Below are 24,432 nucleotides of genomic sequence, written 5' to 3'. Positions count from 1 at the left end.
TCACTTCCTGGCTGAATCAGCGCTGACGGTGTCGAGCTCGTTGAGGAAACGATCAACCGTTCCGGCGCGCTTCACGTCGTCGGCGAGAGACTCCCCGATGACCTTCTCGGCCAGGTCTACAGCGGTCTTGCCGAGATCCGAGCGGAGCTCAGCGACGATCTGCTGACGCTGGGCGACGAGCTGGCTGTGGCCTGCGGCCACGATGCGGTCGCTCTCGTCCTGCGCCTGAACCTTCATGTCAGCGATGATCTGCTGACCCTGGGTACGCGCTTCCTCACGGATCTGCGCTGCCTCGGTACGAGCTTCGGCGAGCTGCGCGCGGTACTGCTCGAGCGCGGCCGCTGCCTCTGCCTGTGCGTCTTCGGCCTTCTTGATGCCGCCCTCGATCTGCTCGGTGCGTTCGGCCAAGACCTTCTGGAACTTCGGAAGAACGAGCTTCCAGAAGACAAAACCGACTACGACGAGCGCAACCGCGGACCACACGATGTCGTATGTCTCGGGCAAGAGAGGATTGTGTGTCTCCTCTGTTGCCGCGAGCACTGCGAAGGTGGCTCCCATGTCTGTCTTAGAAAATGAAACCGGCGACAAGGCCGATCAATGCGAGGGCCTCGGTGAATGCAATACCGAGGAACATGGTGGTACGAACCTGGCCGGCCATCTCGGGCTGGCGGACCATGCCTTCGATTGCCTTGCCCACAACGATGCCCACGCCGATGCCGGGGCCGATTGCTGCGAGGCCGTAGCCGATGGCTCCGTAGCCGCGCGACTTGGTCTCGACAACTTCCTGAGCGAGGTAAGCGATGCTCATGGTGTTCCATTCCCTTTCTGTTGACCTCTGCCGGATTCGGCAAGAGGCTCAGTTCTTGGTGTAGCTGGTGAAGAGGTAAAAGGTCAGTGCTCGTCGGCGTGGAGCGCCAATTCGATGTACACCGCGGTCAGCAACGCGAACACGTAAGCCTGCAGGAAGATGACCAGCAGCTCGAAGAACGTGAATGCGATACCGGCGATGATCGACGGAACGCCGAAGATCGCCTGGAATCCGCCGGACACGAAGAAGAAGTAGTTCGTCGCGCTGAAGAACAGCACCAGCAGGATGTGGCCGGCCAACATGTTGGCCATGAGACGAACCATCAGCGTGAACGGGCGCAGGATGAAGGTCGAGATGAACTCGATGGGCACCAACAAGAAGTGCAGGGGCAGCGGAACGCCGGGAACGACGATGCTGCTCTTGACGTACTTGAAGAAGCCGTACTTCTTGATTCCGACGTAGTTGAACACGATGTAGGCGAGCGCCGCGAGTACCAGGGGCATACCGATTCGTGCGTTCGGCGAGATGTTCAGGAAAGGAATGATGCTGGCCATGTTGCTGGCGACCACGATGAAGAAGATCGTCGTGATGACCGGCAGGAAGCGCTTGCCCTGTTCCTTGCCCAGGATCTCCTCGGCGATGTTGATACGAACGAAGTCGAGCGCAAGCTCAGCGGCGTTCTGCATCCCACGGGGAACCAATCGAGGGCTGCGCATCGCGATCACGAAGAAGGCTGCGACCAGCACCGACATCAGCAGACGAATCAGCATCAGACGGTCGAGCTCGAAGGGGCCCGCGTGAATCAACACGGAGGGCGGGAAAAAATCGTCTAGTGACGGCGCATGGAATTCATCCGCGGCCAGGGTGGTGACGCTCAGCGTTCTCTCCCGTAGTCGGTCCGCAGCCATCATTGACTGCGGTTCGATCGGACATTGACGATCTACAAGTCGACAAGTTCGACTCGCGCATTCGTCAGCAGCTGGAGAACCCTAGAGGGGCCTGGCGTCTGTCGGTGTCGGCGACTCTCGTCGACTCAGTGGTCAGAATTTCGACCACCTGCGAGCACATGGCATCGTCGGCTGAGTGTTACTCGGCCCACCATTGCTCTCGCTTGAACCGAACCTTATCAAGTCATCTACGACATTGTGTAGATGGGGTACCTGGAAGTCCGATTAGTTACCTCTTGTAGTACTACTCGTCGTCGTCGACGTTGCTGCTGGGAGTGGGATCGACGTACGGAGTTTTGGTTCCGAGAACGCCGTATGTCTCCGCACCGAGCACGACGACCAGCGACATGATGATGACCAGGACGAGAGCGGTCTTGTTGTAGAAATCCATGTCCGAGAGGACAAAGAGAACAACCATCGCGAGAATCATCTTCAGCAGCCACGTGCCGAGAAGAACTGCACCAGCCGTGAGCGCAGGCAACTTCGCTGTGAGCAGCACGCCCAGCGCCGTGAACAGGATGAACCCGCCGCCGACGGCTGCGCCTATCAGGGCTCCGTAGACGCCTTCCTTGCCGGCGAAGAGCCCGCCCAGGAGCGCGCCGACCACGGCCAGCGCGATCAGCCCCATCACACCCCACTTCACGGCCGACTTCATGGCGGCGGTCGAATCAGGGATGGGTTGCGAGGCAGGTACAGGCTGCGGCGTGTTCGTCACGATGCCCAAGGGTAATGGATCGGGAAACTTGGCTAGCGACGCTGTTGCTTGCGATCGATCAGGGACGGCACCGCGGTGAAGAACAAGGCAATGACCAACCCGGCCGCAACCAGTACGACAACCAGCTGTCGATTGAGCAGCGAGGATCCGACGGCACCGAACGCCAGGACGCTGACCCACAGGTAGATGACCAGCACAACCCGTCGGTGCGTGTGTCCGATTTGCAGGAGGCGATGATGCAGGTGCATCTTGTCCGGACTGAACGGACTGACGCCCGCTTTAGTCCGGCGGATCACGGCCAGGAGCATGTCCAGCATCGGGATGAACATCACAGCACCGACCAGCAACAACGGCGCGAGGAGGCCGACCAGGTCGCGGGTTCCGTAAGCAGTGAGCGGAATACGACCGGATGCACTGGTGGAGATCGCGGCAAGCATGAGACCGATCAACATCGACCCGGAATCGCCCATGAAGATGCGCGCTGGATTGAAGTTGTGCGGAAGAAAACCGAGACAAGCGCCTGCCAAGGCCGCCGCGATCATCGCCGGCGGGTAGACACTCGCGTCGCCGCCCTGATCGTGGAGCAGACCGATCGAGAAGATGAGGATCGCCAAGGCCGCGATGAGGCCCAAACCGGCGGCCAATCCGTCGAGACCGTCGACGAAGTTCATCGCGTTGATGGTCGCCACGGCGATAGCCACCGTGAACAGTCCCGATTGAATCTGATCGAGGATGATCGTGGACCCACCGTCACCACCGAACGGGTTGTAGATGATGAACCAACTGACGCCCATCACCACGAGAACTCCGGCAGCAGTCACCTGACCCACGAACTTGGTGAGAGCGTCGAGACCCCACCTGTCGTCGATCACGCCCACGAGGACGATGACGGCGCCCGCGACGAGCGCAGCGTGCACATCCGGACTACCGAAGCCGAAACCTCTTGTGAGCGCCGGTAATTGCTGCGCGAACAGCAGACCGACAACCATGCCGATATACATTCCGACGCCACCGAGGCGCGGAATCGGCTCGACGTGAACGTCCCGATCACGCGGTATGGCGACGGCGCCGAACCGCAGCGCCAACAACCGGACTGCGCCAGTCGCCAGGTATGTCACTACCGCCGCCGTACACAGCACGAGCAACAGTTCACGGATGGGAACACCCGCTCCCCCGCCGCCCTGTGCCAGATACGTGGTCGCCTCGTACGAAGTGATCACTGCGCGAGATCACCCGTCTGGCGGGGATAGGCAGGCTTTGCCCGTACCAGTTCGCGAACGCCGTCGGCAACGGATGCCAACTCGGCCTCCCCTGACGTGGTGGCTGGATCCGCTACGACTGCACGCGCGATCAACTCCCCCACGACGCTCATGTCGGACGTGTTGAATCCCTGGGTCGTCACGGCCGCGGATCCGACGCGGATTCCGGACGTGACGGCCGGCGACTGCGGATCGAACGGAATCGCGTTCTTGTTGAGCGTGATCGAAGCCAGTCCGCACCTACGCTCGGCGTCGACGCCGGTGACACCGCTTGCGCGCAGATCGAGAAGCGCCAGATGCGTGTCGGTTCCACCGGACACGGTGCGCAGGCCGCGAGCTTCCAACGACTGCGCGAGCGCCGACGCATTGGCAACCACTTCCTGTGCATACCAACGATATTCCGGCGTCGACGCTTCTTTGAAGGCAACCGCCTTCGCAGCGATCGCATGCATCATCGGGCCGCCTTGAATGAAGGGGAACACCGCGCGATCGACAGCCGAGGCATGCTCGCTGCGGCACAAGATCATTCCGCCGCGCGGACCTCTGAGGACCTTGTGCGTCGTCGCGGAGACCACGTCGGCATACGGAACACACGACGGTATCGCCCGGCCTGCCACGAGTCCGATGAAGTGGGCGGCATCGACCCACAGGATCGCACCAACCTCGTCCGCGATCGACCGGAAGGCTGCGAAGTCGATGGTTCGGGAGTACGCGGTCGCGCCGGCGACGATGATTTTCGGCTTGTGCGCCAGAGCCAGGGTGCGAACCTCGTCGTAGTCGATCAATTCGGTGGCCGAATCGACGTGATAGGGAACGGTGGTGAACCACTGCCCCGAAAAGCTGACCCGAGACCCGTGAGTCAGATGCCCACCGTGCGGCAGACTCATCGCCAATACGGTGTCGCCGGGCTTGGCGAATGCGGCGTACACCGCGAGATTCGCGGTGGCCCCCGAATGCGGCTGGACGTTGACGTGCTCGGCGCCGAACAGTGCCTTTGCCCGGTCGATCGCCAGATTCTCGGCTACGTCGACGTACTCGCACCCGCCGTAGTAACGCCGACCCGGATAGCCCTCGGCGTACTTGTTGCTCAGGGTCGAACCCAAGGCAGCCAGTACCGAGGGGCTGGTGAAGTTCTCGCTTGCGATGAGTTGAAGCCCGCCGCGCTGACGCTCGAGTTCGGCCAGCGCAACAGCCGCGATCTCGGGGTCCGCCGTGGCAAGCTCACCGAAATCCGGTCCCCAATACGTGGATTCCCCCGCGCGCTCGCCGCCGGCGCCGACCATCGTTACGAAACTCCCTCTACGAGGCTTTCCGGACTGGTGCCCAATACCTCGGCGATGGATTCTGCCGAGACGGCACCCACTCGCAAGATACGCGGTGAATTGCCGGTCAGGTCGACGATCGTGGAAGCAACGGCGTGTTCGGCCTTGCCTCCGTCGAGGTACACGCTGGCAGATCCGCCGAGCTGATCTCGGGCTTCCTCGACGGTAGTTGCCGGCGGACGCCCCGAAATGTTGGCGCTCGAGACGGCAAGCGGTCCGACATCGCGCAACAGTTCGAGGGCAACCGGGTGCAGGGGCATGCGGAGCATGACGGTTCCGCGGGTATCACCGAGGTCCCAGGCAAGTGAAGGCGCCTGCTCGACGACCAAGCTCAGTCCGCCGGGCCAGAACGCGCGGATCAGATCCCGGGCCTGGGGGCGCACGCTGTAGACGAGCCCGTCGATGGTGTTCCACGATCCGACCAGTACCGGGACGGGCATGTCTCGCCCGCGTCCCTTGGCACGCAACAGACTCGTGACAGCTTCGCTGTCGAACGCGTCCGCGGCGAGTCCGTAAAGGGTGTCGGTAGGGAGAACTACGAGTCGGCCGGCCTTGAGCGCGTTCTTCGCGGCGGCCAAGCCTGCGGTTCGGGAATCTGTCTGACTGCAGTCGTACACGGTGCTCACTCAGCCATCCTTTCACTCTGCACTTCGGGCGTTCGATTCCGCTGCGCTTCGACGTCGGTGGCGACACGTCTGGCGACGACGAAACGCGGACGACCGGCAAGATCGGGATGCTGCGCAACGTCGCCGAACACCCGGCGCGCCGAGAACAGCGCAGCGACGCCGTCGCCGTTGGTGTCGTCGTGCTCGATGCCTGCCGCGCCGCCGATTCGAAGCCACCGCGCGATGTTGCTGATCATGGGTTTGATGACGGACAGACCGTCGGCGCCACCGAACAACGCGGTGTGCGGGTCGTAATCCATGACCTCAGGCTGCAATTGCGCGCCTTCGGGGATGTACGGCGGATTGGACACGACCAGATCGACGCCGCCCTCGAGCCCTGGCAACAGGTTCCGATCGGTGACATCGCCCTGATGCAGATGGATCGGTGTATCACCGGCGGCCTCGCGGTCGGCAGCATTACGACGCGCCCACGCCAACGCGGCGGGCTCTTTCTCCACGGCGTGAACGACGGCGTCTGGACGGGCCTCGGCGATGGACAGCGCGAGTACACCCGATCCCGTGCACAGGTCCAGAACTACCGGCGGCTTGCTTCCGCAACCTTCGAGGAACGAGAGCGCCCAACCCATGAGCAATTCGGTTTCGGGCCGCGGAATGAAGACACCCGGACCGACAGCGACGTCGATGTTGCCCATCGATGCGACTCCGATGATGTGCTGCAACGGAATCCGCTTCACGCGTTGCGCCACCAACTCGTCGAACGCCGCGATGACCTCAGGATCGACCAACGGAATCAGCCCGAGACGCGTGCGTTCGACGCCGAGCAGGTGGGATGCCAACAACTCGGCGTCGGTGCGTGGGCTGGGCACACCTGCGGCGTCGAGCTGTTTTGCAGCTTCGATCAGCGCCAAACGAAGTGGAAGTCGACTCACGGGTACAGCCTGCCACGCTCGACCGACACGCGGTTCACCGAGTTCCCGGCGGGACGGAGGTCAGTCATGGTCTGCATCTACTCGGCCGCGAGACGCGCCTCTCGGTCCGCCTTGCCCAATGCGTCGAGAAGTGCGTCGAGCTCACCGTCGAGCACTGCGTCGAGGTTGTGCGACTTGAATCCGATGCGGTGATCGGTGATGCGGTTCTCAGGGAAGTTGTAGGTGCGGATGCGCTCCGAACGGTCCACCGTCCGAACCTGACTCTGGCGACCTGCCGACGCTTCTGCGTCCGCGGCTTCCTCGGCGACTACCTGCAAACGGGCTGCAAGCACCTGCATGGCACGCGCCTTGTTCTGGAGCTGCGAGCGCTCGTTCTGGCAGGTGACGACGATGCCGGTCGGAAGGTGCGTGATTCGGACCGCGGAGTCCGTGGTGTTGACGCCCTGACCGCCCTTGCCGGACGAACGGTAGACGTCGATACGCAGGTCACTCTCGTCGATCTGGACTTGCTCGACCTCTTCGGGCTCCGGGTAGACCAGAACGCCGGCGGCCGAAGTGTGTACGCGTCCCTGGGATTCGGTGACGGGCACTCGCTGGACGCGGTGAACCCCGCCCTCGAACTTGAGCCTCGCCCACACTCCGTCCGGGGTATCTGACTTGCTCTTGATCGACAGCGTGGCTTCCTTGTATCCGCCGAGATCGGAGACCGTCGCGTCGAGGATCTCGACGCGCCAGCCGTGCCGTTCCGCGTAGCGGACGTACATGCGGGCCAGGTCCGAGGCGAAGAGCGCGGATTCTTCGCCGCCCTCACCGGACTTCACTTCGAGGACGATGTCGTCGCCGTCATGCGGATCACGCGGCGCCAACTGATCGGTCAGCGTCTGCTCGAGCTGCGCGACCTCGGCTTCGAGATCGGGGATCTCGGCGGCGAAGCTGGAATCGTCGGCGGCGAGTTCGCGCGCAGCTTCCAGATCGTCCTGCGCAGCCGTGAGCTTGTTGTACGTCGACATGATCGGCGAGAGCTCGGAGAACCGCTTACCGACGCGCCTGGCAGCGGCAGGGTCGTTGTGCAGCGCCGGATCGGACATCTGCGCTTCGAGACCGGCGTGCTCCGCCAAGATGTCGTCGATGGCCGAGGGCTGGGTTGCGCCTGCCATGGTTCGCTCCGCTCTGAGTTTCGATTCCTACGGTGCGCGCTTGAAGGTATTTCGACGCCGGGACCCGGGAAACGCGCAAACCGAGTGCAGGCACAAAAAAGCCGACGCCCGATCTGCGCATGGCAGATCGGGCGTCGGCGGAACAGCTAGGACTCGGTGGCCGGGACCTTGCTGTCTGCGCGCTTGCCGTAGCGAGCCTCGAAGCGAGCGACGCGTCCACCGGTGTCGAGAATCTTCTGCTTGCCCGTGTAGAACGGGTGGCACTGCGAGCAAACCTCGACGTTGATGCGTCCGGACTCCTTGGTGCTGTGGGTCTCGAACGTGTTACCGCAACCGCAGACGACGGTGGTCGCTACGTAGGTTGGGTGGATTCCTGCCTTCATGGTGTCCCTTTCAATGGTCGCCGGGTCGACGTCGCCAATCGACATCGTGAACCGGAACCGGACTCGGCCGTTCAGTATGCCAGATGCGGTACCTCACCAGATAATCCGCGTCTCGCACGCCTCGGGGTGGCTGTACGAAGTTGTCAACGCACTGCCCCTCGGTTTTGTTCCGCCCACGCAAAAGGCCCACAACCAGCTGGTTGTGGGCCTTTGACGTCGAGTCGATCAGTCGTCGATCGCACCCGGTGCGGTCTTGGAGACCTGCATCAGGAACTCGAGGTTGTTCTTGCTCTTCTTCAGTCGATCGATCAGCAGATCGATGGCCTGATGCGAGTCCAGACCGGACAGGACGCGGCGGAGCTTGTGCAGCACAGCAGCTTCGTCCGGGCTCAGGAGCAGCTCGTCCTTACGCGTGCTGGACGGGTTGACGTCCACGGCCGGGAACACGCGGCGTTCGGCGATCTTGCGATCGAGCTTGAGTTCGGCGTTGCCGGTGCCCTTGAACTCTTCGAAGATCACGGTGTCGCCGGTGGATCCGGTCTCGACCATCGCCGTGGCGATGATGGTGAGCGATCCGCCGTTCTCGATGTTGCGGGCAGCGCCGAGGAAACGCTTCGGCGGGTAGAGCGCCGTCGAGTCGACACCACCGGAGAGGATGCGTCCGGACGCCGGCGAGGAGTTGTTGTACGCACGACCCAGACGCGTGATGGAGTCGAGCAGTACGACGACGTCCTTACCCATCTCGACCAGGCGCTTCGCACGCTCGATTGCCAGCTCGGCAACTGCGGTGTGATCTCCCGGCGGGCGGTCGAAGGTGGAGGAAATGACCTCACCCTTCACGCTGCGCTGCATGTCGGTCACTTCCTCGGGACGCTCGTCCACGAGGATGACCATCAGGTAGCACTCAGGATTGTTGGTGGCGACGGCATTCGCGATCGCCTGCAACACGCTGGTCTTACCGGCCTTGGGCGGGCTCACGATGAGGGCGCGCTGGCCCTTACCGATGGGCATCACCAGGTCGATGACACGCGTGGTGAGAATGTGCTGCTCGGTCTCGAGGCGCAGACGCTGGTTCGGGTACAGCGGCGTGAGCTTGTTGAACTCGGGGCGCTTCTTCGCGGCCTCGACGTCGCCGCCGTTGACCGTGTCGATGCGGACCAGCGGGTTGAACTTCTGACGCTGGCTGCCCTGCTCACCGTCACGCGAGACGCGGACGGCACCGGTGATGGCGTCGCCACGGCGAAGGCCGTTCTTGCGGATCAGGTTCATGGAGACGTAGACGTCGTTGGGACCGGCGAGGTACCCGGATGTACGCACGAAGGCGTAATTGTCGAGGACGTCGAGGATGCCGGCGACCGGCTGAAGGACGTCGTCCTCGCGGATTTCGGTCTCGCGCGAATCGTTGGGTGCGCCACCCTCACCGCGGTCGCGACCACGGCCACGGCGCTCGCGGAAACGGCGTCCGCGGCGTCCGCGTCCACCCTCTTCGTCGTCGTCCGGTCCGTTGTTGCGGTTGTCCGTACGCGGACCGGCGTTGTTCTGGCCGGCGTTGTTCTGGTTGCCGCGATCCTGACGGTCCTGGCGATCCTGGCGATCCTGGTTGCCCCGGTTGCCCTGGTTCTCGCGCTGGCCCTGGTTGTCTCGCTGGCCCTGATTGTCCCGGTTGCGCTCGCGGCGGGGACGCTCGTTGCCCTGCTCGGCGGGAGCCTGATCAGCGTCGGACTTGCCCTCGGTGCGCGCAGGACGCTCGGCCGGAGCCTCAGCCTTGGCGGTCTCGGCGACCTTCGAGGTATCGGCGGCCTTCGAGGTGTCCGCGTCGGACTTTGCCGAAGGAGTGTCCTGCTCGATGCTCAGTTCACCCTGGTCGGGTGAACCTGCACGACGAGCGGCGCCGCGACGCTGACGTCCACGACGGGGTGCGCTCTGATCGGAATCCTCGGCGGATTCGGTACGCGCAGGCGCTGCCTCGGCAGGAGCGGATTCTGCCGCGGGAGCCGTTTCGGCTGCGGGGGTTTCGGTGCGTGCGGCGCGGGTGCTCTTGGCACGAGTGCGCGCAACGGGTGCGTCGTCGAGAGTGAGTTCGCTCTGTGCGGGTGCAGCCTTTGCGCTGCCGCCCTGGCGCTCCTTGATGGCTGCGATCAGGTCGCCCTTGCGCATGCCGGAAGTGCCTTTGATGCCCAGTTCACCCGCAAGAGTGCGGAGTTCGGTGAGCACCATGCCGGAAAGTCCGGCACCACGGCGCGTTTCGGCACGCTTCGTGGAGGTCGCCACCGCACCGTTCGATGCTGAAGATGACGCCTGAGAATTGTCGCCTGATTCCGACCCGGCGGGTGCAGAAGTGGCGATGAGGTCCGTATCGGTCACGGAGGTCCTTTCCTTCCCTCACTCGCACTGCGCAAAGTCGAGGGTTCGTCCCGCAGTTCGATTGAATACCGAACTCGGTGGTGCCGTACGTGGTTGCTGTCCAGAACTGCCGGCTTGTCCGCCGTCACATGATTGTCGGAAACTCTCGCCTCAAACTTTTCATGCGCTCGCAAACCTGCCCAACGCGCCTTCGTCGACGATTCACTCCCCCGTGTGTTGAACCCCAGAGATATGGAACCTCTGAGTGTTCGATCCGCGGAGGATTCAAACCTTCGGAGAAGGTACAAGCGTGAGGATCATGCCTGCGAGAATCATGCCAAGGACTGTGGACCCCGATTGGGAAGGAGTTTTGCCCCCTGGTGATGCACCGGCGACTGACGCGCACGATGTACGGACATAGCCCAGGATAGCGTCCAAACCTGAGTCCGGCAAGAATTTGGACGACTGGGTGTGTCAGTTCACTACCGATCGGTAGTGGGCGATCACCAGGACCAAGGCAGGGATCAGACCGTCGTCGTGGATACTTCGACGCCGTCGGCGATGTCCAATTCGAGCACACGTAGTCCGTCTGCCCGCGCCGCTTCGGCGAGCTCGACGGGGAAAGGCTCTGTGCTGAGCGCCAACACGGTGGGGCCTGCTCCCGAAACGGTCGCGGCAATGCCCGCCTCGCGCAGGATCCCGATCCATCGCGTCGTGAGCGGCAGTGCGGGTGCGCGCTGCGCCTGATGCAGGCGATCCTCGGTGGCTGCCATCAACAGATCGGGCCGAGCAGTGAGCGCAACGACAGCCAGCGCGCTGCGGCTCGCGTTGAACGAGGCATCCTGGTGCGGAACCAATTCGGGCAGGAGGCCACGAGTGTGTGCGGTGGACGACCGCTCCTCGGGAACCAGTGCCACAGCACGGATGTCGGGATGGACATCGAGTTTCGCCGCGGAGTAGATCGGCTCGTCGCCTTCGACGGCCGGTGGGCAACTCCACGAGACGACTGCGCCACCGAGAACACTGGCAGACGCGTTGTCCGGGTGACCTTCGAACTCGGACGAGAGCTGAACCAACTGCTCTTCCGTCAAGCCGATCTCGGCATCGAGTGCGCGCGCCAGACCGTTGGCTGCTGCCAATCCGCCGACAGCCGCAGAAGCCGAGGATCCCAACCCGCGCGAGTGCGGGATCGCGTTGCGGCACAACACGTCCAGGCCACTGGCCCACACCCCGGCCGCTTCGAGACCGCGCTCGATAGCGCGAACCACGAGATGCGAAGGACCCCAAGGTACGTCGGCAGCGCCTTCACCTTCGACGCGAATCTGAAGGCCCGAATCCGTTGTGGTGACCACGATTTCGTCGTACAACCCCAACGCCAGACCGAGGGTGTCGAACCCCGGCCCCAAGTTTGCACTCGAGGCCGGGACGCGAGCAGTCACCGAAAGGCCGATAGGCAGGGTTATAGTCATGTCAGACACCGGATTCCGCGGAGTGGTCGATGAATCCACGGACACTATGCAAGCTCGAGGGCAGCCGCGACGGCAACGGGATCGACACCGATCGGCTCGACGTTCGGCATACCCTTCAAAGCCGTGTCAGGATCCTTGAGACCGTTACCGGTCACCGTGCACACGACGGTCAGGCCCGGCTCGAGCCAGCCCTCTGCACGTGCGGCGAGCAGGCCGGCGACACTGGCTGCCGACGCCGGTTCGACGAAGACGCCCTCGGTGGCGGCGATCAGACGGTAAGCCTCGAGGATCTTCTCGTCGGTGGCGGCACGGAATGCACCGTTCGACTCTTCCTTCGCGGCGACAGCGCCGTTCCAGGAAGCGGGGGAACCGATTCGGATTGCGGTAGCGATGGTTTCGGGGTCCTTGACGGGTGCGCCGTTGACCAGCGGAGCCGCACCGGCTGCCTGGACGCCGAGCATGCGGGGCTTGACCGTGGTCAGACCGTCCGCGTAGTACTCGGAGTATCCGCGCCAGTACGCGGTGATGTTTCCTGCGTTTCCGACCGGGAGAGCGTGCACGTCGGGAGCCTTGCCGAGCACGTCCATGATCTCGAATGCCGCGGTCTTCTGACCTTCGATGCGCACCGGGTTGACGGAGTTGACCAGACCGATGGTGGGGAATTCCGCCGTGGTCTTGCGTGCCAGCTCGAGGCAGTCGTCGAAGTTGCCCTGGACCTGAATGATCTTGGCGCCGTGCATGACTGCCTGTGCAAGCTTGCCCATGGCGATCTTGCCCTGCGGGATGAGCACGGCGCAGGTCATGCCTGCCTTGGCTGCATACGCCGCGGCCGAGGCGGAGGTGTTGCCGGTGGACGCGCACAGAACTGCGCGCTGGCCACGGGCCAAGGCGTCGGTGACGGCCATCGTCATGCCGCGGTCCTTGAAGGAACCGGTGGGGTTGAGACCCTCGACCTTGAGGTAGACGTCGCAGCCGGTGATCTCGGAGAGGTGGCCGGCCGGCAGGAGCGGGGTGCCGCCTTCGCGCAGGGTGACGGTCTTCCAGTTGTCACCGATCGCGAGACGGTCCCGGTATGCCTCGATGAGACCCGGCCATGCCTTGTGGACGGGGTTGACGATGCCGGTCATTGTTCAGTGCCTTCCAGTCGCAGCACGCTGGTCACAGCGGTGACGAATTCGAGTTCGTTGAGGGCCGCCACGGTCTCGGAGAGAGCCGCGTCGGTTGCTACATGAGTGACGACCACCAGACGCGCGCCGGCGCCGGCGCCCTCCTGGCGGACGACGGAGATGCTCACGCCGTGCTTGGCGAACTCGGCGGCGACTGCGGACAGCACACCTTCCTTGTCCGCGACCTCCATGTTCACGTAGTAGCGCGTGAGGATGTCGCCCATCGGGGCGACCTTGAGCTTGGCGTACTTGGACTCGCGGGGGCCGCGGCCGCCGTGAACCTTGTTGCGCGCCGCCATCACCAGGTCACCCATCACCGCGGAAGCGGTGGGGGCGCCGCCTGCGCCCTGGCCGTAGAACATGAGCCGGCCGGCGTTCTCTGCTTCCACGACAACGGCGTTGAACGCGCCGTTGACCGAGGCCAGCGGATGGCTGAGCGGAACCAGCGCCGGGTACACGCGAGCGGAAATCCGCTCCTTGCCCTTGGGCGTGACGATGCGCTCGCAGATCGAGAGCAACTTGATCGTGCAGTCGAGTGCCTTCGCCGACGCCAGGTCGGCGGAGGTGATCGTGGAGATTCCTTCGCGGTACACGTCCGCGGCAGTGACGCGGGTGTGGAACGCGATCGACGCGAGGATCGCAGCCTTCGCCGCGGCGTCGTAGCCTTCGACGTCCGCGGTCGGGTCGGCTTCCGCGTATCCGAGGCGTCCGGCTTCGGCGAGGGTCTCTTCGTAGTCGGCGCCGGTCTCGTCCATCGCGGAGAGGATGAAGTTGGTGGTGCCGTTCACGATTCCGGCGACCTTGTTGACACGGTCTCCGGCCAACGACTGTGTGAGCGGGCGGATCACGGGGATCGCACCGGCAACAGCGGCCTCGAAGTACAGGTCGACAGAGTTGGCCTCTGCAGCCTCCGCCAATTCACCGGTGTGGTCCGCGAGCAGCGCCTTGTTGGCGGTCACGACCGACTTACCGGAGTTGAGGGAAGAGAGAATCAGCTTGCGAGGGAGCTCGATTCCGCCGATCACCTCGACCACGATGTCGACGTCGTCACGACCGACCAGGGACTCGGCGTCCGTCGTCTGCAGTTCCTCGGGAATTCCGCGGTCCGAGCCGATACGGCGGACGGCAACTCCCCGCAGTTCCAACGGGGCGCCGACGCGAGCTTCGAGTTCCTCGGCCTGCTCACGAATGATCCGGACGACCTCGCTCCCGACGTTGCCGAGGCCGAGAACGGCCACACCGATAGCGCGATGCGCCGATTCGCTCGTCACTGCGATACCTCCAAGCTGAGCAGATCTTCCACTGTTTCCCTCCGCAGAATCACGCGTGAGACTCCGTCACGCACCGCCACCACGGCTGGGCGGGTGAGCAGGTTGTACCTGCTCGACATCGAATAGCAGTATGCACCGGTCGCTGCTACCGCTAGTAAATCACCGGGCCCGACGTCCTCGGGCATCCAGGTGTCCCGAATGACCACGTCACCGGACTCGCAGTGCTTACCGACGATACGTGCAACGACGGGATCAGCCTCGGAAGTTCGCGAAACCAACTTGGCTTCGTACTCCGCACCGTAGAGGGACGTGCGGATGTTGTCGCTCATCCCGCCGTCGACGCTGATGTAGCGGCGTGTCAGCGAACTACCCACCGTGACGTCCTTGATGGTGCCGACCTCGTAGAGCGTCACCGTGCCAGGTCCGGCGATGGCGCGGCCGGGTTCGACGGCAAGCGTCGGCTCCGGCAATCCGGCCAGGGCGGACTCGTTGCGCACGATGTGGCCGAGCTTTGCTGCCAGTTCGTCGACGGGCGGCGGGTCGTCGGAGGGGATGTACGAGATCCCCATGCCGCCGCCGAGGTCGATGATCGAAATCTGCTTGGTCTTCTCGACTCCGAACTCGGTGACGACGTCGCGGAGCAAACCGATCACGCGGTGCGCTGCCACCTCGAAACCGTCGACGTCGAAGATCTGCGAACCGATGTGGCTGTGCAGGCCGACCAGTCGCAAGTTGTCGGCAGCGAAGACGCGACGGACCGCGTCGATCGCCGCTCCCCCGGCCAGCGAGAAACCGAACTTCTGGTCCTCGTGTGCGGTGGAGATGAATTCGTGGGTATGCGCTTCGACGCCGACGGTCAGTCGGATCAACACGTCCTGAACGACACCGGCCTCACCGGCGACACGATCGAGTCGGTCGATCTCGATCGCCGAGTCGAGCACGACGTGTCCGACGCCCGCGGCGACACCAGCGGCCAGTTCGGCGACTGACTTGTTGTTGCCGTGCATGGCAATTCGCTCGGCCGGGAAGTCCGCGTGCAACGCGATCGCCAGTTCGCCGCCGGAGCAGACGTCGAGCGAGAGGCCTTCGTCGGCGACCCAGCGTGCGATCTCGCCACAGAGGAATGCCTTGGATGCGTAGTGCACCTTGGCATCCGGGCCGAAGGCGCGGGCCATGTCGCGGCAACGCGAGCGGAAGTCGTCCTCGTCGATGACGAACAGCGGGGTGCCGTACTTCTCGGCAAGTTCACCGACCTTGACACCCGCGAGGGTCACTTCACCGTCGTCGCCGCGAGAAGCGTTGCGCGGCCACACCTGCGGTGAGAGTTCACCGAAGGCTTCGGGGCTGGCAGGACGGTCGGGCAAGCCGGGGGCCTGCAACTGCTCGGCATGCTTGGGGCCGGCGGGGTGCGCGTTCACATTTGCTCCGGTGCGGTGACGCCGAGCAGTTCGAGGCCGTTGGCCAGGACCTGTCGGGTGGCGGCGCAGAGAGCCAGACGCGCGCGGTGCACGTCGGTGGCGTCTTCGTCGCCTTGCGGAAGGATGCGGCACGCGCCGTAGAAGCGGTGGTACGCACCCGCGAGTTCTTCGAGGTAGCGGGCAATACGGTGCGGCTCACGCAGATTCGCCGCGCTCGACACGACGCGTGGGTACTCGCCGATCGTGCGGATGAGGTCACCCTCCTGCTCGACGGTGAGCAGGGCGAGGTTGCTCGCGTCGGCGGACAGACCGAGGTCCGCGGCGTTGCGAGCGATCGCCGAGAGGCGTGCATGCGCGTACTGGACGTAGTAGACGGGGTTCTCGCTGCTGGTCTTGGTCCACAGGTCGAGATCGATGTCGATGCTCGAGTCGACCGACGAGCGGATCATGACGTAACGCGAGGCGTCGACGCCGATTGCCTCGACCAGGTCGTCGAGGGTGATGACGGTGCCTGCGCGCTTGCTCATCTTGACGGCAGTGCCGTCCTTGACGAGGTTGACCATCTGGCCGATCAGCACCTCGACGGTGTCCGGATCGTCGCCGAATGCGGCCGCGGCAGCCTTGAGACGGCCGATGTATCCGTGATGGTCGGCGCCGAGCATGTAGATGCAGAGGTCGAACCCGCGGGCGCGCTTGTTCTGGAAGTAGGCGATGTCACCGGCGATGTAGGCGGCGTTGCCGTCGCTCTTGATGACGACGCGGTCCTTGTCGTCGCCGTAGTCGGTGCTCTTGAGCCACCACGCACCGTCTTCGTGGAAGAGGTTGCCCGAACCCTTGAGGGATTCGACGGCCTTCTCGACCGCACCGGATTCGAAGAGCGAGTTCTCGTGGAAGTAGACGTCGAAGTCGACGCCGAAGTCGTGGAGGGTCTGCTTGATGTGCGTGAACATCAATTCGACGCCGATGGCGCGGAAGGTTTCCTGCTGCTCGTCGGCGGGCAGCTCCATGACGTCGGGACGCTGCTTCAGAACCGAGGCGGCGATGTCGGCGATGTATGCACCGGCGTAACCGTCTTCCGGAGCAGGTTCACCCTTCGCTGCAGCGATCAGTGAACGCGAGAAGCGGTCGATCTGGGCACCGTGATCGTTGAAGTAGTACTCACGTGTGACCAATCCACCCTGCGCGGACAGAATGCGTCCGAGCGCGTCTCCGACTGCAGCCCAACGGGTTCCACCGAGGTGAATCGGTCCGGTGGGGTTGGCCGAGACGAACTCGAGGTTGATCTTCTTGCCGGCGAGGGAGTCACCCGAGCCGTACGACGCGCCGGCTTCGAGAACCGACACGACGATCGCGCCCTGGGCGTCCTTGTCCAGCCGGATGTTGAGGAAGCCGGGTCCGGCGATCTCGGCGGATTCGATTCCGTCGGCAGCGGTGAGGGCTTCGGCGATCCAGCCCGCCAGCTCGCGGGGATTGGTGCCGACCTTCTTGGCTACCTGCATGGCAATGTTGGTGGCGTAATCGCCGTACTCGGGGTTGCGTGGTCGCTCGACGGTAAGGGTTTCGGGCAGCACGGATACGTCGAGGCCACGATCGGCAAGGACGCTCGCTGCGGTTCCGCGGAGCAGTTCGGCAAGGTCAGCTGGAGTCACAGGTATTCATCCTATTGCCTGCACACCGGAAGTGGAGACTCGCCTCACGCCTCGCTCTCCATGAACGTGCGCGGGGCCGCTGTGGCGTGTCGCACGCCACTCTCAAAGTTTGCCCTCAGACTCGGAAAGTACAGTGGTAATGCCCGAGCTACCACCGCGTACCTTCATGCGCGGGCGCGCCACACCTCAAGCCCACACACCGAAAGAGCCCAATCGATGCCAAGCGGTTCCGATAGTCGCGGTCCCAACAAGAACTCCGGGGCCAAATCAGCCAAGGCCATCAAGGCCGCCAACAAGAACAGTCGGCCGGCCAAGAAGGGCAAGGGCGGCGTCCCCGCTCCCCGCCAGATCCCCTGGCTGTCGATCGGCGCCGGTGTGGCTGTGCTCGCACTCATCGCCGTGCTCGGTATCAATCTGTGGCCCAAGGTCGAGGAGCGGCAGGCCCTCGAGCCGTACAAGTACAGCTCCGAGAACAAGGATCCGTCCGACAAGATCGACGGCGTCCTCAAGATCGAGTACCCGGCCGGCCAGCACGTCGATTCCACTCAGCGCGTGGCGTACGACCAGACCCCGCCGTTCGGTGGCCCGCACGACGCCACCTGGGCGAACTGCACCGGAACCGTGTACGCCGACCCGATTCGCACCGAGAACGCCGTCCACTCGCTCGAGCACGGCGCCATCTGGATCACGTACAACCCCGATCTCGTCGACCAGGACCAGATCGACAGCCTCGCCGGACGCGTCAACGGCAAGTCCTACATGCTGATGTCGCCGTTCCCCGGCCAGAGCAGCCCCATTTCTCTGCAGTCGTGGGGCCATCGCCTCGAGATCGACAAGGCCGACGACGATCGCATCGATCAGTTCATCACCGCGTTGAACCAGAACCCGAACGTCTACCCCGAGGTCGGAGCGAGCTGCACCAACCCGCTGTTCACCCCGTCGACGTCGCCGTTCGATCCGACGCCTCCGGGCGCCGACGCCATCCAGATGGACGGCACGGGCGCTACCCCGGCCACCGACGAGCAGATTCCCGCCGGTGGATAGTCCGGTGAATAGTTCAGAGACCACCGATCAGCCTTCGAAGCCGAGTCAGCGCACCGCACTGCTGATCATCGGTCTGATCGGCGCGATCGCCGTCGGTTTTGCCCTCGGCGCACTGACCAACCTCCTCGGACCCGATGCGAAGTCGTCACTGACCGTTCCGGCATCGGATTCGGTGGACGTGGGCTTCGCTCAGGACATGAGCGTGCACCACAGCCAGGCCGTCGACATGGCGTCCATCGCCCTGACGAAGTCCACCGACAACGATGTGCGCACGCTGGCGTTCGACATCTTGACCACGCAGCAGAACCAGCTCGGTCAAATGCAGGCGTGGCTGACCATGTGGGATCAGCCGCTGTCCAAGGTGGGGCCGTACATGGAGTGGATGTCGTCGGATTCGGGCTCCGGCCACGGATCGCACGGGACTTCGGCCACGATGGACATGGCTCATTCCGGCCCGGTCGACACCATGCCCGGCATGGCGTCCCCCGAGGACCTCGCGGCTCTCCGCGCGGCGGAAGGCCTGCAACTCGACACCTTGTTCCTGCAGTTGATGCTTCGTCACCACGAAGGTGGGCTTCCGATGATGGAGTACGCAGCTGCCGACGCCACCGAGGGTCCGGTGCGCAGCCTGGCGCAGACGATGGTCAACACGCAGCAGAGCGAGTCCAAGCTGATGACCGACATGTTGGCAGCTCGCGGCGCAGTGCCGCTGCCCATGAACTGAACTGAGAACTCAGACCCAACTGGGCCTGGTCCTGAATTTCAGGACCAGGTCCAGTTTTCTACCTCCGGCATGTCTTCGAGGTGCTCGACGATGTAACGCGAGTGCTTTTCGAGCTGTGTGCGGCAGAACTCCGCCAACTCGGACGCCCCGGCCGGCCGACGCTTGGAGCGTCGTAGCGCCTCGATCACCAGGTGGTAGCGGCTCATCTTGTTGAGGACAACCATGTCGAACGGTGTTGTGGTTGTTCCCTGTTCACTGAATCCGCGAACGTGGAAGCGTTCGGGACTCGGACGCCCGTGAATCAGTTCGTGCACCGCACGCGAGTATCCGTGGAATGCGAACACGACGTCGGTCTGCGCGGTGAACAGATCGAGGAAGACCCGCTCCCCAAATCCGTGGGGATGTTCGGTGGGGGTCAGCAGGGCCATCAGATCTACGACGTTGACGACGCGGGTGATCAGTTCGGGTGTGTGATCGCGCAGCAACTGTGCAGCAGCCAGGATCTCCTGCGTCGGCACATCTCCCGCAGCGGCCAGGACCACGTCCGGTTCCTGTCCGCGAGCCTCGGTTCCGGCCCATTCCCACACCGAAGCTCCCGCCGCGCAGTGCTCGTGCGCCTGCTCGAGCGTGAGGTATTGCAGGTGCGGTTGCTTGTCCACGACTATCAGGTTGACGTGGTCGGTGCTACGCAGGCAGTGATCCGAGATCGAGAGCAAGGTGTTGGAGTCCGGCGGTAGCCACACGCGGATCACACTGGGGGCCAAGGGAATAACGGCGTCGATCATGCCGGGGCCCTGATGACTGAATCCGTTGTGATCGTTGCGCCAGCACGTACTGGTCAACAGCACGTTGAGCGAAGCGACGGACGCCCGCCACGGCAGGTCGACGGCATGTTGGAGCCACTTGGCGTGCTGGATGAGCATCGACACGCTCACCATCGCAAATGCTTCGTAGCTCGCGAACATCCCGTGTCGACCGGACAACAGATAGCCCTCGAGCCAACCTTCGCAAAGGTGCTCGCTGAGGACCTCCATGACACGACCGTCCGCGGACAGCCCGTCGTCGTAGTCGGTGATCGGCAGTTGCCAGCAGCGGTCGGTTGTCTCGAACACGGCGCCGAGGCGATTGCTCGACGTCTCGTCCGGACAGAAGAGTCGGAAGATCCCGCCGCTGTCCTCGGTTTCCGTGGCGGCGTAGATGTCGCGCAGAAGCTCGCCGAGAACTCGTGTCGTCTCGTGGAAGGTCGAACCCGGGGATTGGATGGGAAGCGCGTACTTTTCGAGCGGCGGCATCGGGAGATCGACGCGAAGTCGCCCACCGTTCGCGTAGGGAGTGCTCCCCATGCGTTTGTCCCCCGCCGGCGAGAGCGCCGCCAGTTCCGCGGCCAGTGATCCGTTGGCGTCGAACAACTCGTCCGGACGGTACGACCGCATCCACTCTTCGAGTTGCCGCAGATGCGATTCGTTGGTTCGCACGCCGGACAACGGCACCTGGTGCGCACGATGTGTGCCCTCGACCAAGATTCCGTCGACGATGTGCGGACCGGTCCATCCTTTCGGCGTCCGCAAGACTATTGCCGGCCACGAACCCGTCCACTCGTCGCCGCGGCGTGCGGCACCCTGCATCTCGCGGATCTTCTCGTGTGCCTGCGAGATCGCTTGATACAACTGAGGAAACACGACGTCGGGGTCGTCACCGGAGACGACGATCGGCGCCCACCCCTGGCCGCCGAGGTAGGCCTGAATGTCCTCGTCGCTGCTGCGCCCGTACACGGTCGGGCCCGCGATCTTGGCGCCGTTCACGTGCAGGATCGGCAACACCGCGCCGTCGCGTCGTGGATTGAGGAACGCCGGGAGCTTCCACGAGCCGGACAACGGCCCGGTCTCCGCTTCGCCGTCGCCGATCACACAGGCCACCACGAGGTTCGGATGATCGAAGGCAGCGCCGGCCGCATGTGCAAGGGCGTAGCCGAGCTCGCCGCCTTCGTGGATGCTTCCGGGTGTCTGCACACTCACATGGCTGGGCACTCCGCCGGGAGCCGAGAATCGCCGACACATCCGGTGGATACCCTCGGCGTCGTCCGAGACTTCCGGATAGATCTCCGAATACGTTCCCTCGAGATACGTCGACGCGACCAGCGCCGGGCCGCCGTGCCCCGGGCCCGTGACGTACAGCCAGTCAGCATCAGTGGCGACGATGTGCCGATTGAGGAGCGTGTAGATCATCGACAGGCCAGGGCTGGTCCCCCAGTGTCCGAGCAGTCGAGGCTTGATGTGCTCGGCTCGCAACGGTTCCCGCAGAAGCGTGTTGTCTTTCAGATAGATCTGCGCAACGGTCAGGTAGTTGGCCGCTGCCCACCACTTCAGGTCGAGCGCGAGCTGGTCTTCGGAATAGTGGTGATCGGTCATCAACGACTCCCGTACCTCACGAGGGTGCCCGAGCAGTCCGCCCGAGCCTGTGCTCAGAGCCGAGCCTAGGCGTAAAAAGCATCCGAGTCAGTCGGTACAGATGATTCGACGACCATGGTCCCCGGCCGCATCCTCGACTGCCTCCCGCGACGACGCCATGCCGAGACGGGTGCCGGTTTGGTCTTGGCCCCCCGTGATGCGCTACGCTAACGCAGCCCAATCGGCACACCGAAAGTTCGGTGCGCCCCCGTAGCTCAGGGGATAGAGCGTTCGCCTCCGGAGCGAAAGGTCGCAGGTTCGAATCCTGCCGGGGGCACCACGAAGACGCAGGTCAGCGATTGATCGTCGACTTCTCCACGGTGCCGCACCAAAATATTCAGGGCAATCTATCCGACTACTGTCGATCTCATGCCTCGCATCGATCCTGCTCCCACGTACACGATGCGTCAGCTGGCTGCGTTTGTCGCGGTAGCCGAGACCGGGACGATCAGCGCCGCGGCCGAGCGCTTGCACCTCTCCCCCTCCGCCCTGTCCGCGTCGCTCACCGAACTCGAACGCGCGCTCAAAGTTCAACTGTGCGTTCGCCGTCGCTCATTCGGCATTCAACTGACCCGCACCGGTGAATCCGTTCTGGTGCGCGCCCGGGCGCTACTTCAGCAAGCCGGGGAGCTCGAATCCGATGCGCTCGGAACCGGCGGAAGCGTGTCGGGGCCCATCGCGATCGGTTGCTATCCCGCTCTGGGGCCGACGGTATTGCCGTCGATGATCGCCGGGTTCACCCGTGAGAATCCCGACGCGCAGGTGGAGTTCCGCGAGGACACTCAGAATCGGCTCCAGACACATCTCGAGAACGGCGAGTTGGACCTCGCGATCGCTTACGACCTGGACCTGTCTCCACAATTGCGCACAGTTCCGTTGGCCATCCGCGAACCCTTGATCGTCCTGGGTGCAGAACACCCACTCGCGCGGTCCGAGCGACCGATCCATCTTCCGGATCTCGCGGAACACCCGATGGTTCTCCTCGACGCGCCGCCGAGCACCAAACACGCGCTCGACGTCTGCCGCGCAGGCGGATTCATCCCGAAGGTTGCATACAGAACCGCGAACTTCGAGACGGCGCGGGCATTTGTCGGACGCGGACTCGGCTGGACGCTGTTGCTCCAGCGCCCCAAGATGGACGTCACGTACGAGGGGCTCGAGGTAGTCGTCAAGACCATCGCTTCCCCTGTCGTGCCGTCGGTGCACGTAGTTCTCGCGTGGCACCAGAACACTCGCCTCAGCCGCGTCGCACGCGCTTTCATAGAATTCGTTTCACCCTCGGAACCTGCCCAATAGTCCCACTACCAGGCAGCGGAGCTGATTCCACGGATTTTCCGTGCAAGAACCTCCAATTCTTTCGCTTTTCAATTGTTGTGGCGCACGTCATTGTTTCCTCAAGCCACATTCATCTCGAAAGGCACTTCATGACCTCCATCGCCTCACCGACCGCTACGCGCACCGCCGCGACGGTCAAGGCGCGCAAGGCCGCCCTCGGCAGCTTTGTCGGCACCGCCATCGAGTGGTACGACTTCTTCATCTACGGCACCGCCGCCGCGCTCGTGCTCGGCAAGCAGTTCTTCCCCGGCACGTCCGATCTGGCCGGCACCCTGGCCGCCTTCGCCACCCTCGCCGTCGGATTCGTCGCGCGTCCCATCGGCGGAATCGTGATGGGCCACTTCGGCGACCGCATCGGACGCAAATCCATGTTGGTCACCTCGTTGATGCTGATGGGCTGCGCCACCGTTGCCATCGGCCTGCTACCCAACTACGCCGCCATCGGCGTCTTCGCCCCCATACTCCTGGTGACCTTGCGATTCGTTCAGGGACTCGGTGTCGGCGGCGAGTGGGGCGGCGCAGTTCTGGTCGCCACCGAAAACGCACCGGAGGGCAAGAAGGGGCTGTACGGCAGCGCACCACAAATCGGTGTTCCCGCAGGCGTACTGGTGGCCAATCTCGTCTATCTCCCCCTCGCCGCCTTCATGGACGACGATGCATTCAACTCCTGGGAATGGCGAATCCCGTTCCTGCTCAGCGCAGTTCTTGTGGGCGTTGCGATGTGGATCCGTCTCGGCCTCGAGGAAAGTGACGAGTTCACCGCTTCGAAGTCCGAAGCACCGGCGGAGTCCATGCCGATTCTCGAGGTTCTCACCAGACACTGGAAGACAGTGCTCCTCGCCGGTGGAACCTTCATTGCCACCAACGGAATTGCGTACGCGTACATGGTTTACGTGCTCAAATACGGCGAGACCGAACTCGGCTTCAGCAAGACCACGATGCTCTTCCTCCTCATCGCATCCTGCCCGTTCTGGATGGCGGGAATGGCTTTCAGCGCTCACAAGTCGGACACTCTCGGACGCCGGACCGTCTACATCCGCAGTTCGATCACCCTGGTAGTGGCGGCAGCGGTGTTCTTTCCGCTGATCGACACAGCGATCGTCCCGGTGATGCTCGTATCGATGATCGCCCTCGGCTTCACGCTCGGCTGCTGCGCCGGCCCACAAGCGGCACTGTTCGCCGAATTGTTCCCCTCACACATCCGCTACAGCGGAGCGTCACTCGGCTACCAGATCGGCGCAATCCTCGGCGGCGGTCTGGCCCCGATGATCGCCACCGCGCTCTACGCCGCCTTCGACACCTCGTTCGCCATCACCGTTTACTTCGTGATCATTGCCGTGATCAGCTTGGTTTCCATCCTGCTACTCCCGGAACCTCAACTGATCCCGAAAAACACTGCCGCACAGAAAGCCTCGTGACC

Annotated in this window: 21 protein-coding genes and 1 tRNA gene; 5 read left to right on the top strand and 17 right to left on the bottom strand. The window is 63.7% G+C overall.

Annotation, left to right across the window (positions count from 1 at the left end; all coding sequences use genetic code 11):
- The 16 genes from B0E55_RS24910 to argS all read right to left on the bottom strand — a co-directional run bounded on the left by B0E55_RS24910 (window position 1) and on the right by argS (window position 17,462).
- A complete protein-coding gene (locus B0E55_RS24910; RefSeq protein ID WP_019749173.1) occupies window positions 1–558 on the bottom strand; it encodes a F0F1 ATP synthase subunit B in 558 nt (185 codons plus the stop codon).
- A 7-nt stretch (window positions 559–565) separates the two neighbouring features.
- On the bottom strand, window positions 566–808 hold the full coding sequence (locus B0E55_RS24905) for an ATP synthase F0 subunit C (protein WP_003941327.1): 243 nt from the start codon (window positions 806–808) through the stop codon (window positions 566–568).
- 83 nt (window positions 809–891) lie between these two features.
- The gene (atpB, locus tag B0E55_RS24900; protein WP_019749174.1) at window positions 892–1,719 is read right to left on the bottom strand and encodes a F0F1 ATP synthase subunit A; all 828 of its coding nucleotides are present in this window, start codon (window positions 1,717–1,719) and stop codon (window positions 892–894) included.
- Between the two features lie 280 nt (window positions 1,720–1,999).
- Window positions 2,000–2,470, bottom strand: coding sequence for a glycine zipper family protein (locus tag B0E55_RS24895; protein ID WP_019749175.1), 471 nt, complete (start codon window positions 2,468–2,470; stop codon window positions 2,000–2,002).
- Between the two features lie 32 nt (window positions 2,471–2,502).
- Window positions 2,503–3,690 carry a glycosyltransferase family 4 protein gene (locus B0E55_RS24890; RefSeq protein ID WP_019749176.1) on the bottom strand — a complete coding sequence of 396 codons (1,188 nt, stop codon included), beginning with the start codon at window positions 3,688–3,690 and terminating at the stop codon, window positions 2,503–2,505.
- Window positions 3,687–5,012, bottom strand: a complete 1,326-nt coding sequence (gene glyA / locus B0E55_RS24885; protein WP_080910658.1) for a serine hydroxymethyltransferase — start codon at window positions 5,010–5,012, stop codon at window positions 3,687–3,689. The genes B0E55_RS24890 and glyA overlap by 4 nt, the downstream gene beginning before the upstream one ends.
- Window positions 5,013–5,014: 2 nt before the next feature.
- Window positions 5,015–5,677 (bottom strand): L-threonylcarbamoyladenylate synthase, encoded by a 663-nt coding sequence (locus B0E55_RS24880; protein ID WP_003941345.1) that lies wholly within the window; start codon window positions 5,675–5,677, stop codon window positions 5,015–5,017.
- Window positions 5,674–6,606 carry a peptide chain release factor N(5)-glutamine methyltransferase gene (gene prmC, locus B0E55_RS24875; protein ID WP_019749178.1) on the bottom strand — a complete coding sequence of 311 codons (933 nt, stop codon included), beginning with the start codon at window positions 6,604–6,606 and terminating at the stop codon, window positions 5,674–5,676. Before prmC ends, B0E55_RS24880 begins: the two co-directional genes overlap by 4 nt.
- Window positions 6,607–6,683: 77 nt before the next feature.
- Entirely contained in the window at window positions 6,684–7,763 is a 1,080-nt protein-coding gene (prfA, locus tag B0E55_RS24870) for a peptide chain release factor 1 (RefSeq protein WP_003941341.1), read from the bottom strand.
- A 146-nt stretch (window positions 7,764–7,909) separates the two neighbouring features.
- Window positions 7,910–8,146: a 50S ribosomal protein L31 gene (rpmE, locus tag B0E55_RS24865; RefSeq protein WP_003941310.1), complete on the bottom strand. Its 237-nt coding sequence runs from the start codon at window positions 8,144–8,146 to the stop codon at window positions 7,910–7,912.
- Window positions 8,147–8,371: 225 nt separating this feature from the next.
- Window positions 8,372–10,510, bottom strand: a complete 2,139-nt coding sequence (rho, locus tag B0E55_RS24860; protein ID WP_021344853.1) for a transcription termination factor Rho — start codon at window positions 10,508–10,510, stop codon at window positions 8,372–8,374.
- A gap of 503 nt (window positions 10,511–11,013) precedes the next feature.
- Window positions 11,014–11,958 carry a homoserine kinase gene (thrB, locus tag B0E55_RS24855; protein ID WP_007726194.1) on the bottom strand — a complete coding sequence of 315 codons (945 nt, stop codon included), beginning with the start codon at window positions 11,956–11,958 and terminating at the stop codon, window positions 11,014–11,016.
- Between the two features lie 44 nt (window positions 11,959–12,002).
- Window positions 12,003–13,085 carry a threonine synthase gene (thrC, locus tag B0E55_RS24850; protein WP_003941280.1) on the bottom strand — a complete coding sequence of 361 codons (1,083 nt, stop codon included), beginning with the start codon at window positions 13,083–13,085 and terminating at the stop codon, window positions 12,003–12,005.
- Entirely contained in the window at window positions 13,082–14,395 is a 1,314-nt protein-coding gene (locus B0E55_RS24845; protein WP_007726192.1) for a homoserine dehydrogenase, read from the bottom strand. Before B0E55_RS24845 ends, thrC begins: the two co-directional genes overlap by 4 nt.
- Window positions 14,392–15,813, bottom strand: coding sequence for a diaminopimelate decarboxylase (lysA, locus tag B0E55_RS24840; protein WP_019749182.1), 1,422 nt, complete (start codon window positions 15,811–15,813; stop codon window positions 14,392–14,394). The genes B0E55_RS24845 and lysA overlap by 4 nt, the downstream gene beginning before the upstream one ends.
- Entirely contained in the window at window positions 15,810–17,462 is a 1,653-nt protein-coding gene (gene argS / locus B0E55_RS24835) for an arginine--tRNA ligase (protein ID WP_080910657.1), read from the bottom strand. Before argS ends, lysA begins: the two co-directional genes overlap by 4 nt.
- Before the next feature lie 216 nt (window positions 17,463–17,678).
- Between argS and B0E55_RS24830 the strand changes: the two genes are divergently transcribed.
- A complete protein-coding gene (locus B0E55_RS24830) occupies window positions 17,679–18,506 on the top strand; it encodes a DUF3105 domain-containing protein (protein ID WP_021334274.1) in 828 nt (275 codons plus the stop codon).
- Window positions 18,507–18,510: 4 nt separating this feature from the next.
- Window positions 18,511–19,230, top strand: a complete 720-nt coding sequence (locus B0E55_RS24825; protein ID WP_019749185.1) for a DUF305 domain-containing protein — start codon at window positions 18,511–18,513, stop codon at window positions 19,228–19,230.
- 38 nt (window positions 19,231–19,268) lie between these two features.
- Here B0E55_RS24825 and B0E55_RS24820 read toward each other — a convergent pair whose 3' ends face one another.
- The gene (locus tag B0E55_RS24820; RefSeq protein WP_080910656.1) at window positions 19,269–21,638 is read right to left on the bottom strand and encodes a phosphoketolase family protein; all 2,370 of its coding nucleotides are present in this window, start codon (window positions 21,636–21,638) and stop codon (window positions 19,269–19,271) included.
- Between the two features lie 243 nt (window positions 21,639–21,881).
- On the opposite strand from B0E55_RS24820, the gene B0E55_RS24815 reads away from it, so the two are divergent.
- The 3 genes from B0E55_RS24815 (at window position 21,882) to B0E55_RS24805 (ending at window position 24,430) form a co-directional block, all read left to right on the top strand.
- Window positions 21,882–21,957 (top strand) — tRNA-Arg (locus tag B0E55_RS24815).
- A gap of 89 nt (window positions 21,958–22,046) precedes the next feature.
- Window positions 22,047–22,973 carry a LysR substrate-binding domain-containing protein gene (locus B0E55_RS24810; protein ID WP_020908299.1) on the top strand — a complete coding sequence of 309 codons (927 nt, stop codon included), beginning with the start codon at window positions 22,047–22,049 and terminating at the stop codon, window positions 22,971–22,973.
- Between the two features lie 128 nt (window positions 22,974–23,101).
- Window positions 23,102–24,430, top strand: coding sequence for an MFS transporter (locus tag B0E55_RS24805; protein WP_080910655.1), 1,329 nt, complete (start codon window positions 23,102–23,104; stop codon window positions 24,428–24,430).
- Window positions 24,431–24,432 lie beyond the last annotated feature (2 nt).

It is taken from the genome of Rhodococcus sp. 66b (genome assembly GCF_002076325.1).
Taxonomy (GTDB): Bacteria; Actinomycetota; Actinomycetes; order Mycobacteriales; family Mycobacteriaceae; genus Rhodococcus_F; species Rhodococcus_F erythropolis.
This window is presented reverse-complemented; position numbering and strand designations above follow the sequence as displayed.

Coding starts and splice junctions, on each gene's coding strand:
- glyA (WP_080910658.1), bottom strand. CDS start 5,012: ATGGTCGGCGCCGGCGGCGAGCGCGCGGGGGAATCCACGTATTGGGGA.
- B0E55_RS24820 (WP_080910656.1), bottom strand. CDS start 21,638: ATGACCGATCACCACTATTCCGAAGACCAGCTCGCGCTCGACCTGAAG.
- prfA (WP_003941341.1), bottom strand. CDS start 7,763: ATGGCAGGCGCAACCCAGCCCTCGGCCATCGACGACATCTTGGCGGAG.
- B0E55_RS24905 (WP_003941327.1), bottom strand. CDS start 808: ATGAGCATCGCTTACCTCGCTCAGGAAGTTGTCGAGACCAAGTCGCGC.
- thrC (WP_003941280.1), bottom strand. CDS start 13,085: ATGACCGGCATCGTCAACCCCGTCCACAAGGCATGGCCGGGTCTCATC.
- thrB (WP_007726194.1), bottom strand. CDS start 11,958: ATGACTATAACCCTGCCTATCGGCCTTTCGGTGACTGCTCGCGTCCCG.
- B0E55_RS24805 (WP_080910655.1), top strand. CDS start 23,102: ATGACCTCCATCGCCTCACCGACCGCTACGCGCACCGCCGCGACGGTC.
- atpB (WP_019749174.1), bottom strand. CDS start 1,719: ATGATGGCTGCGGACCGACTACGGGAGAGAACGCTGAGCGTCACCACC.
- B0E55_RS24910 (WP_019749173.1), bottom strand. CDS start 558: ATGGGAGCCACCTTCGCAGTGCTCGCGGCAACAGAGGAGACACACAAT.
- B0E55_RS24830 (WP_021334274.1), top strand. CDS start 17,679: ATGCCAAGCGGTTCCGATAGTCGCGGTCCCAACAAGAACTCCGGGGCC.
- B0E55_RS24810 (WP_020908299.1), top strand. CDS start 22,047: ATGCCTCGCATCGATCCTGCTCCCACGTACACGATGCGTCAGCTGGCT.
- rpmE (WP_003941310.1), bottom strand. CDS start 8,146: ATGAAGGCAGGAATCCACCCAACCTACGTAGCGACCACCGTCGTCTGC.